Here is an 8,582-nt window from a genome sequence, read left to right on the forward strand (position 1 = left end):
TCGATTTCGTGATGGTAGAGCACTGAACAATGCGCTTTGCTTGGCAGCACCGCGCCGGCAGACTGCCGCCCATGGCCACGACCTCCGACACCCTGCCCGCCCTGGCCTCCTCGGTCGCCGGCGGCGCTGCCGATGCCCAGGCCAGCCGCACGCGCGAAGGCCAGGCGCTGATGATCGGCGCCGGCCTGCTGCTCAGCACGGTGGGCGTGTTCGTCGAAGAGGCCGGCCAGGACCCGGCCACGCTGGTGTGGTGCCGCTGCGTGTTCGGCCTGCTGGCGCTGCTGGCCTGGGGCGCGGCACGCGGCCGGCTGGGCGAGCTGGCACGCCTGCGCGGCCGCGCATTGGCCGCGGTGGCCGGCGCCGGCGCGCTGATGGTGCTGAACTGGGGGCTGTTCTTCGCCGCGATCCCGCTGTGCTCGATCGCGGTGTCGACGGTGGTGTTCCACCTGCAGCCGTTCTGGCTGATGGTGCTGGGCGCAGGGTGGCTGCGCGAGCGCACCAGCCGCGCGCAGTGGGGAGCGGCCGGTGTCGCGCTGCTCGGCCTGCTGCTGACCACCGGCCTGCTGGAGCACGGCGCGGCCTGGTGGGGCCAGCGCTCCGGCTACCTGCAGGGCCTGCTGCTGAGCCTGCTCGGTTCGTTCTGCTATGCCGGTGCCGGGCTCATCATCAAGCTCGAAGGCGAGCGCACCAGCAGCTTCGCGATGGCCACCGGCCCCAGCGCGGTGGGCGCCATCGGGCTGGCGGCCTGGCCCTTGCTGCACGGCCTGCCGGCCTTCGGTGCGACCTGGGGCTGGCTGGCCGGCCTGGGGCTGCTGCACACGGGCCTGGCCTATGTGCTGCTGTATGCCGGCATGTCGCGCCTGTCCACCGGGCGCATCGGGCCGCTGCTGTTCGTCTACCCCGGCGCCGCGGTGCTGGTGGACTGGGCGGTGTATGGCCGTGCGCTCAGCGCGTGGCAACTGCTGGGCGTGGGGCTGATCGGTGCGGCGCTGTGGTCGCTGCGCCGGCGGGAGGCCTGAGCCCGCGGGGAGCCTGAGCCGACCGGTGGGTCGGCATTCAACCTGCCAGGGTCATGGTGCGCTCACCTGTGCGTGCCAGCGCATCAGGCCGCCCAGGGCGGCACGAAGGGCGCCATGCCGTCGATCTCCACCTGCCCGCCCACCGGCAGCACGGCCAGGCCTTCGAAGCGCTCGGGGCCGGCATTGCTCAGCGACAGCCGCGAGCCGGCGGGCACCGCCAGCGCGTCGCCGGCCTCGAGCGTGACGCGGGTCTGGTCCAGCGCGATCGTGGCGCGGCCGTGCAGCGCCACGAAGGTCTCTTCGCGCGTGACGCGGTGCGGCTGGCCGACCGTGCCCGGCGCCACCTCGAAGCGCCAGACCGAGTTCTCGCGCGCGCCGCGGCTGGGGGCCGCGAGGCTGATGAAGGTCACGCCGTGGCGTTGAAAGACGGGCGCCTGGCCCCGTGTGGTGAGCGACATCGCGGGTTCTCCTGTAAAGTTAACTTTAGTTTATTAACCGTGGTCAATCATGTCAAGCACCCCGCCTGTCGATTTCGGTCTGTTGCTGAACCTGGCCTTCGGCGCCTTCAAGGACGCGCTGCACCATGACCTGGCGCAAGGGGGGTTTGCCGACATCGGCAGCTCGTTCGGCTATGTGCTGCGCCTGCTCGACGACGTGCCGCACAGCCTGAGCGAGCTGGCCACCCGGCTCGAGATGACGCCGCCGGGGGCGCTGAAGGTGGTGGAGGACATGGTGGCCAAGGGCTACGTGTCGCGGGTGGACGACGCGCAGGACAAGCGCGTCAAGCGACTGCACCTGACGCCGCGCGGGCGCGCCCTGCTCGCCCGTGCGCACGACTTCCATGTGCGCTACGAGCAGGCGCTGGGCGCCCAGCTGGGCACCCGCCGCGTGGCCGCCGCGCGCCAGGTGCTCGAGTGCATGGCCGCGGCTGCCGCAAGCCGCAGCGGCCGCAGTGCCAGGCCCTTGTAGCGGCCTACTTGCGCAGCGTGCCGATCAGCGTCAGGCCGCCGACGGCCACTGCGGCCAGGCCGGCCCAGACCGGGATGTTGATCTGCTGGTGCTCCTCGACCTTCAGCTCGACCGGGCCGATCTTGGCCGCGGTGCGGTCGGTCTGGTACGAGAAGCCGCCGAAGAGCAGGCCGAGCAGGCCGGCGACGAGGGTGACGATGGCAGCGATGCGAACGGTGTTCACGGGAGGCTCCTTCCTTGCGATGAGCCCATTCGATCACCCGCCGCACGGCGCGGCTGTCAGCCGACGCCGACTCATGCCGTAGGGCACGCGCCCCGCGTCAGTCGGCCTTGATGCCGGCCTTCTCGATCAGCGGCCCCCACTTCTGCCGTTCGCTGCGCGCGAAGTCGCCCAGGCGCTGCGCCGTGCCGCCAGCGGGTTCGTGGCCGAGTTCGAGCAGGCGCTGGCGCACCTCGGGCTGCGCCAGGATCTTCGCGAGTTCGGCGTTCAGCCGGCGCAGCACTGCGGGCGGCGTGCCGCGCGGCGCGTACAGGCCGTTCCAGGCCAGCACCTCGAAGCCTTCAATGCCCTGGGCGGCCACCGGCTTGGCGCCCGGCAGCAGTTCGGTCGCGCTGCCCGAGGTCACGCCCAGCACCTTCAGCTTGCCGTTGGCGATGAACGAGCGTGCGGCGCTGATGGTGTCGATGGCCACTGGCACCTGGCCGCCGATGACCTCGGTCATCGACGAGCCCGAGCCTTTGTAGCGGATGCCCAGCATGCCGGCGCCGCTCTGCTGCTTCAGCAGCTCCAGCACCAGCAGCGCGGTGGTGCTGGGCAACGCCACGTCCACCGCATCGGCCTTGGCCTTCGCCGCGGCCAGCATCTCGCCCACGGTGTTGAACGGCGCCGCGGGCTTGGCCAGCAGCACCATTGGGAAGGTGGTGACCAGCATCACCGGATCGAAGTCCTTCTCGGGATCGAAGGGCATCGACGCCGTCGGCCGGGGCGCGCGCGGCCTCCTGCGCGCCGATGTTGCCGCCGGCGCCGGGCCGGTTGTCGACGACGATGGTCTGGCCCAGCGCCTTGCCCAGGTGCTCGGCCAGGAAGCGCGTGGCCACGTCGGTGCCCTGGCCCGGCTGGTAGGGCACGATCACGCGCACCGGACGGGTCGGCCAGGCCTGTGCAGCGGCAGGGGTGGCAGGCAACAGCAGCGCGGCTGCGACGGCGGCCGTCGCCGCCAGCAGGGTCCTCAGTTTCATGCTTGTCTCCGGGTATGTCTCTGGGTGGACGGGGATATTCAGCGCTAGGCGTGTGTGCGTTCCGGCAGCACGCGCTGCTCGCGCAGGCGGCCGATGTGGGCCTGGTCGAAGCCGGCCTCGCGCAGCACGGCCTCGGTGTGCTCGGCAAAGCGCGGCGGCGCCCCGCCGGGCCGGCCGGGCGTGCGCGACAGCCGCACCGGCAGGCCGATGCCGGCATAGCCCTCGCGCTCGACCCGCATGCCGCGGTGCAGCGCATGCGCCTGCGCGAAGGCCTGCGGCACGGTGTTGACCGGGCCGGCCGGCACCCCCTGGCGCATCAGCGCCTGGCACAGCTCGGCGCTGCCGCGTTCGGCCAACGCTGCCTCGATCTGCGCGCGCAGCGCGTCGCGGTGGGCCAGGCGCATCGCGTTGGTCGCGAAGCGCGCATCGCGCACCAGTGCCTGCAGGCCCACCTGTTCGCAGAAGCGGGCGAACTGGCGGTCGTTCAGGATGCCGAGGAACACCGCGCCATCGCGGCAGGCGAACTGGTCGTAGGGCGCGATGTTCGGATGCGCGCTGCCCAGCAGCTGGGGCGTGCGGCCCGAGTACATCCAGTTGGCCGCATGCGGCACCAGCAAGCTCAGGGCACTGTCGAACAGCGTGGCCTCGACGCGCTGGCCCTGGCCCGATTGCGCGCGCTCCAGCAGCGCCATCAGGATGCCACTGAGCGCGGTGTAGCCGGTGAGGTGGTCGACGATCGGGATGCCGATGCGCGTGGGCCCGGTGGCCGGGTCGCCGTTGACCGTCATCAGCCCGCACATGGCCTGCAGGATCGCGTCGTAGCCGGGCAGTCCGCCCAGCGGACCGTCGGCGCCAAAGCCGGAGATCGCGCAGTACACCAGGCGCGGGAAGCGCGGCTTCAGCACCGATTCGTAGTCCAGCCCCCAGCGCGCCATGGTGCCGGGGATGAAGTTCTCGACCAGCACGTCGGCGCCTTCCAGCAGCGCCAGCAAGGTGGCCTGACCGGCCGGCTGCGCCAGGTCGAGCGCGATGCCGCGCTTGCCGCGGTTCACCGCCAGGAAGTAGGCGGCGTCGCCCTGCTCGTCGAACGGCGGGCCGAGCCCGCGCGTCTCGTCGCCGGCGGGCGGCTCGACCTTGATGACCTCGGCGCCCTGGTCGGCCAGCATCTGCGTGCACAGCGGCCCGGCCAGCACGCGCGAGAGGTCGACCACCCGCAAGCCGGCCAGCGATCCGCGCGAGGTGGCTGCCAAGCTCAGCCCCGCGACGGCAGTTCAACGACGCCGGAGCCCAGCACCGAGAGCTCGTCGTCCTGGTTGTGCGCGCTCTGCTCGATCTCGACCAGGTGGCGGCCGTTCTCGACGTATTTGCGGATGACGCGACCCTTGATGAACAGCATGTCGCCCTCGGGGTTGTGGCGGCGGATCTTGCAGCTGGCCTTGCGCAGGAAGCCGTCGTCGCCCATCCAGTTGGTCAGGTGGTGCGTCAGCCACGAGCAGCGCTCGGGGCCGTAGTCATACGCGCCGGGCGCGCCGACTTCCAGCGCGAAGTCTTCCTCCCAGTGCACGCGCTCGGGCACGTCCGGGATGCCGAAGCGGTTGGTGATGCCCACGCCCGGGTGCGCATCGACCAGGCGCCAGGCCAGCTTGTTGGCGCGGATGTAGAGACCGCCCCAGCCCTGCGCGTAGGCGATGAAGCCGGTCACCGTCATCGGGCCCTTGAACATCACCGGCAGCGCCTCGTCTTCCTTCACGTCTTCCCAGTAGCGCGGCGTGCTGCCGCGCACTTCCTCCTGCGCGTAGAGCTTGTAGGCCTCCTGGATCTCTTCCGGGCTGTAGCGGCGTGGCTCGCGCGCGCGCACGTGGCTGTACTTGCTGCCCTGCTCGCGCGCATGGTCGCGCTCGGTGCGGAAGCACCAGCTGTCGGCCTCGGCCACCTTGTCGCCCTGCTGGTTGAAGAAGTCGACGTGGTAGATCTGCTGGATCGCGCGGCCGGCGAAGCGGGTCTGGTGCTCGATCAGGTCCTTCAGGTAGGCCTCGGTGCGGATCTCGTCGTTGCGCTGCACATGCTTGTGCCAGGTCCAGTCGGCGCCCGACCACATCGCATGCACGCCGGGCAGGCCGCCGACGTAGCCCGAGACGATGCGGCTCGTGGCGAACAGGAAGCTCGGCAGCGCGACGATGCCGCCCAGCGAGGTCTTGGCCGCGTACTCGGGCTCGCACCATAGCGGGTTGTCGTCGCCGATGCCATGCGCGTAGTGGCGGATGTTGTCGCGCGTGGCTTCATGGCACCACGGCTCGGCGGTGGCGCCGATCTTCACGCCGAGCCGCTCGCGCAGCTCGTCGAGGCCGTTGTCGGTGATCTTGGGAAAGGTGCGGGCTGTAGTCGTCGACATGGGGTCTCCTGGGGAAGGTGTTCAGGGGGTGGGTTGGGCGCCGGCCAGTTCCTGCTCGCGCAACTTGCGGCGGTGGATCTTTCCGGCGGGGGTCTTGGGCAGCTCGGCGACGAAGGCCACCTGGCGCGGGTATTCGTGCTGCGCGAGGCGCGTTCGCACGCTGTCCTGGATCTCCTGCACGAAGGCTTCGCTGGCCGGGCGATCGGACACCACGAAGGCCTTGACGACCTGGCCGCGCAGCGCATCGGGCACGCCGATGACGGCAGCCTCGCGCACGTCCGGGTGCTGCAGCACCGCGTCCTCGACCTCGACGGCGCCGATGGTCCAGCCGGCCGAGATGATCACGTCGTCGGCGCGGCCGCCGTGCCAGAAGTAGCCGTCTTCGTCGACGCGGCCAAGGTCCTTGGTCGGCAGCCATTCGCCGCGGCGCCAGAGCTTGAGCTCGCCGGTGACGTTCGGCGCGCAGGGCTGGCCCTGCGCATCCTGCACCTGCACCTGCAGGCCGGGCACCGGCTTGCCGAGCGAGCCGCGCTTGACCACGAAGTCCGGCGCGCCGGGGAAGTTGACCAGGCACACGCCGATCTCGGTGGTGCCGTACATGCTGCACACCGGATGGCCGAAGGTGGACTCGGCGAAGGCGGCGGTCTCGCTGTCGATCGGCTCGCCGGTGAACGAGAGCTTCTTCAGCGCATAGCGGTGGCGGCCCGCCGCGCCGCTGTTGCGCATCATCCGGTAGTGGGTGGCGGCGGCCGAGAGGTTGTCGAAACGGTACTCGGCCAGCGCCTGCAGCAGGCGCTCGGCGTTGAACTTGCCGGCATAGGCGCCGATGGTCACGCCCAGCGCCAGCGGTGCCAGCGTGCCGTGCCACAGGCCATGGCCCCAGGCCGGCGATGACGGGCACATGAAGCGCTCGCCCGGCCGCACGCCGGTGCCGTACAGCGCCGCGAGCATCAAGGTGACCAGCGCGCGGTGCGTGTGCTTCACCGCATCGGGCAGCTCGCGCGTGGTGCCCGAGGTGTACTGGAAGATCGCCAGGTCGTCGGCGCGGGTCCTGACCTCGTAGCGATCGGGCAAGGCCGCCAGGCTGCGCAGGAAGCCGGCATCGGCCACCACCAGCTGCAGGTCCGGCACGGCGCCGACCAGCGAGGCCTTCTCGGCATTCGTCACGATCAGCCGCGGGCGGCAGTCCTGCACCCGCAGGCGGATGCCGTCGGGCCCGAACAGCGTGAACAGCGGCACCGCGATGGCGCCCATCTTCATCGCGCCGAAGATCGCGACGTAGAACTCGCGCGAGGGCTCGAGCATCACCGCCACCCTGTCGCCCGGCCGGATGCCCTGCGCGACGAGGTAGTGCGCAAAGCGCGCGGAGTCCTGCGACAGCTCACGGAACGACAGGCGTTCGTCCTCGCCGTTGGCGCGCACCAGGATCACGGCCGTGCCGTCGCCCGCGGCATGGCGATCGAGGCACTCGTGGGCGATGTTCATGTGCTCGCGGTTGCCGTCGAACAGCGCCCACAGCTGCTCGGTCGAGCAATGGGCCTGGGCGTCGGCATGGCTCACGAAGTCGGTCAAACGGGTCATGCGGCAGGTCTTTCGCGGTGTCGGCTGGCAGTGGGCTCACTGTGCGCGCCCGCCGCATGATTGTCAATAGCGCTCTTTGATTGTATATAGACAATTACGACCCGAGCCTTCGGCGGCGCCGCGCCGGCCGCAACGTATGCTTCGCCCGCTGAGCGCCCCAACGAAGGAGAAGCAGGTGCCCGAATCCGAAGCCCCGGCCACGACGACCGGACCGCGCGTGCGGCCGGTGCCGGCCGTGACCCGCTCGATCGCGATCCTGCGATTGCTGGGCCGGACGCCCGGACCGCTAACGCTCAAGGTGATCGCCCAGGAGCTGGGCATGATCAGCAGCACCGCGCTGCACATCCTGCGCGTGCTGGTCGACGAGGGGCTGGTCAAGGTGGACCCCGCCACCAAGCGCTACAGCCTGGGCGTGGGCATGCTGGCGCTGGCGCGCAGCGTGATCGAGAGCCACCCCTTCCCGGCGCTGGCGCAGCCGGTGCTGGACCGGCTGTCGGCCACCTGGCACGTCACCGCGATCGGCGTCGAGATCGGCGCGGCCGACGACATCGTGGTGCTGGCCCTGTCACGCTCGAACGCCCCGTTTCGGCTGCACATCGACGTCGGCAGCCGCTTCCCGGCGCTGACCAGCGCCACCGGCCGCCTGGTGGCCGCCTACAGCGAGCTGCCGCGCGCCGAGCTGGAGCGCCGCTTCCGTGCCGCGCACTGGGACGAGGTGCCCGACTTCGACAGCTGGCTCAAGGAAGTGGAGGCCGTGCGCCGCAAGGGCTACGGCCTGGACCGCGGCAACTACATCAACGGCGTCGCGGTGGTCGCGGTGCCGGTGTTCGACCGCCGCGGCCGGCTGTCGCACGCGCTGGTGGCCGCCGGTGTCGGCGACCAGCTCGCCGGCGCCAAGGCCCAGGGCCTGGCCAAGGACCTGCAGGACGAGGCGCAGCGCCTGTCGGAGCTGCTGGCCGCGCGCAGCTGAACGCGGCCGCGGCGCTCAGCCGCGCGCGGCGCCAGCACACGCCGCACCAGCGCTTTGCTGTCGCACTGGAGTACGCTTGCGCCGGGCTGCGAAAGTCCGGAGGGCAGATGCTGCGACGTGCGCTGAGGTGGCCGTGTCGGTGCTGGGTGGTGGCCCTGCTCGTCGCCGTGTCGGCGGCCCAGGCCCAGGCCCAGGCCCAGGCCCAGGCCCAGGCCCAGGCCCAGTCCGAAGCAGAACAGGCCCGGCTGCAGGCGCTGCTGCAGGAGTCGCCACCGTCGGGCATGAACGCGACGCAGTGGCGCAAGTGGCTGGATGAACGGGTCGGCGCAGCCGTCCGCCTGGGCGACCAGGTGCGCGAGCGCGAACTGCTGCAGCTGGCCACCGAGCGCGACCCGACGAACGCGCGCTGGTT

General features: G+C 71.2%; 9 protein-coding genes and 1 pseudogene. 4 read left to right on the forward strand and 6 right to left on the reverse strand.

Annotated features, from left to right (window positions below; genetic code table 11):
• The first annotated feature begins 71 nt into the window (after positions 1-71).
• On the forward strand, positions 72-1,019 hold the full coding sequence (locus ACILR4_RS23335) for a DMT family transporter (RefSeq protein ID WP_395703285.1): 948 nt from the start codon (positions 72-74) through the stop codon (positions 1,017-1,019).
• 83 nt (positions 1,020-1,102) lie between these two features.
• On the opposite strand, the gene ACILR4_RS23340 is transcribed toward ACILR4_RS23335, so the two are convergent.
• Complete coding sequence (locus tag ACILR4_RS23340; protein WP_395703286.1) at positions 1,103-1,477, reverse strand: cupin domain-containing protein; 375 nt, start codon at positions 1,475-1,477, stop codon at positions 1,103-1,105.
• Positions 1,478-1,526: 49 nt separating this feature from the next.
• Between ACILR4_RS23340 and ACILR4_RS23345 the strand changes: the two genes are divergently transcribed.
• Entirely contained in the window at positions 1,527-1,988 is a 462-nt protein-coding gene (locus tag ACILR4_RS23345; protein WP_395703287.1) for a MarR family winged helix-turn-helix transcriptional regulator, read from the forward strand.
• 4 nt (positions 1,989-1,992) lie between these two features.
• Here ACILR4_RS23345 and ACILR4_RS23350 read toward each other — a convergent pair whose 3' ends face one another.
• The 5 genes and pseudogenes from ACILR4_RS23350 to ACILR4_RS23370 form a co-directional block, all read right to left on the reverse strand.
• Entirely contained in the window at positions 1,993-2,211 is a 219-nt protein-coding gene (locus tag ACILR4_RS23350) for a hypothetical protein (protein WP_395703288.1), read from the reverse strand.
• A gap of 97 nt (positions 2,212-2,308) precedes the next feature.
• A pseudogene (locus tag ACILR4_RS23355) lies at positions 2,309-3,227 on the reverse strand (Bug family tripartite tricarboxylate transporter substrate binding protein).
• Between the two features lie 44 nt (positions 3,228-3,271).
• Positions 3,272-4,477: a CaiB/BaiF CoA transferase family protein gene (locus ACILR4_RS23360; RefSeq protein WP_395703289.1), complete on the reverse strand. Its 1,206-nt coding sequence runs from the start codon at positions 4,475-4,477 to the stop codon at positions 3,272-3,274.
• Between the two features lie 2 nt (positions 4,478-4,479).
• The gene (locus ACILR4_RS23365; protein ID WP_395703290.1) at positions 4,480-5,619 is read right to left on the reverse strand and encodes a MaoC family dehydratase N-terminal domain-containing protein; all 1,140 of its coding nucleotides are present in this window, start codon (positions 5,617-5,619) and stop codon (positions 4,480-4,482) included.
• Positions 5,620-5,640: 21 nt separating this feature from the next.
• A complete protein-coding gene (locus ACILR4_RS23370) occupies positions 5,641-7,200 on the reverse strand; it encodes an acyl-CoA synthetase (RefSeq protein ID WP_395703291.1) in 1,560 nt (519 codons plus the stop codon).
• 175 nt (positions 7,201-7,375) lie between these two features.
• On the opposite strand from ACILR4_RS23370, the gene ACILR4_RS23375 reads away from it, so the two are divergent.
• Entirely contained in the window at positions 7,376-8,170 is a 795-nt protein-coding gene (locus ACILR4_RS23375; protein WP_395703292.1) for an IclR family transcriptional regulator, read from the forward strand.
• A gap of 149 nt (positions 8,171-8,319) precedes the next feature.
• Positions 8,320-8,582 (forward strand): hypothetical protein (locus tag ACILR4_RS23380; RefSeq protein WP_395703293.1); only part of this gene is annotated, 263 nt, incomplete at its 3' end.

Source organism: Aquabacterium sp., assembly GCF_044226965.1.
Taxonomy (GTDB): domain Bacteria; phylum Pseudomonadota; class Gammaproteobacteria; order Burkholderiales; family Burkholderiaceae_C; genus Pseudaquabacterium.

Coding starts and splice junctions, on each gene's coding strand:
- ACILR4_RS23340 (WP_395703286.1), bottom strand. CDS start 1,477: ATGTCGCTCACCACACGGGGCCAGGCGCCCGTCTTTCAACGCCACGGC.
- ACILR4_RS23370 (WP_395703291.1), bottom strand. CDS start 7,200: ATGACCCGTTTGACCGACTTCGTGAGCCATGCCGACGCCCAGGCCCAT.
- ACILR4_RS23345 (WP_395703287.1), top strand. CDS start 1,527: ATGTCAAGCACCCCGCCTGTCGATTTCGGTCTGTTGCTGAACCTGGCC.
- ACILR4_RS23365 (WP_395703290.1), bottom strand. CDS start 5,619: ATGTCGACGACTACAGCCCGCACCTTTCCCAAGATCACCGACAACGGC.
- ACILR4_RS23335 (WP_395703285.1), top strand. CDS start 72: ATGGCCACGACCTCCGACACCCTGCCCGCCCTGGCCTCCTCGGTCGCC.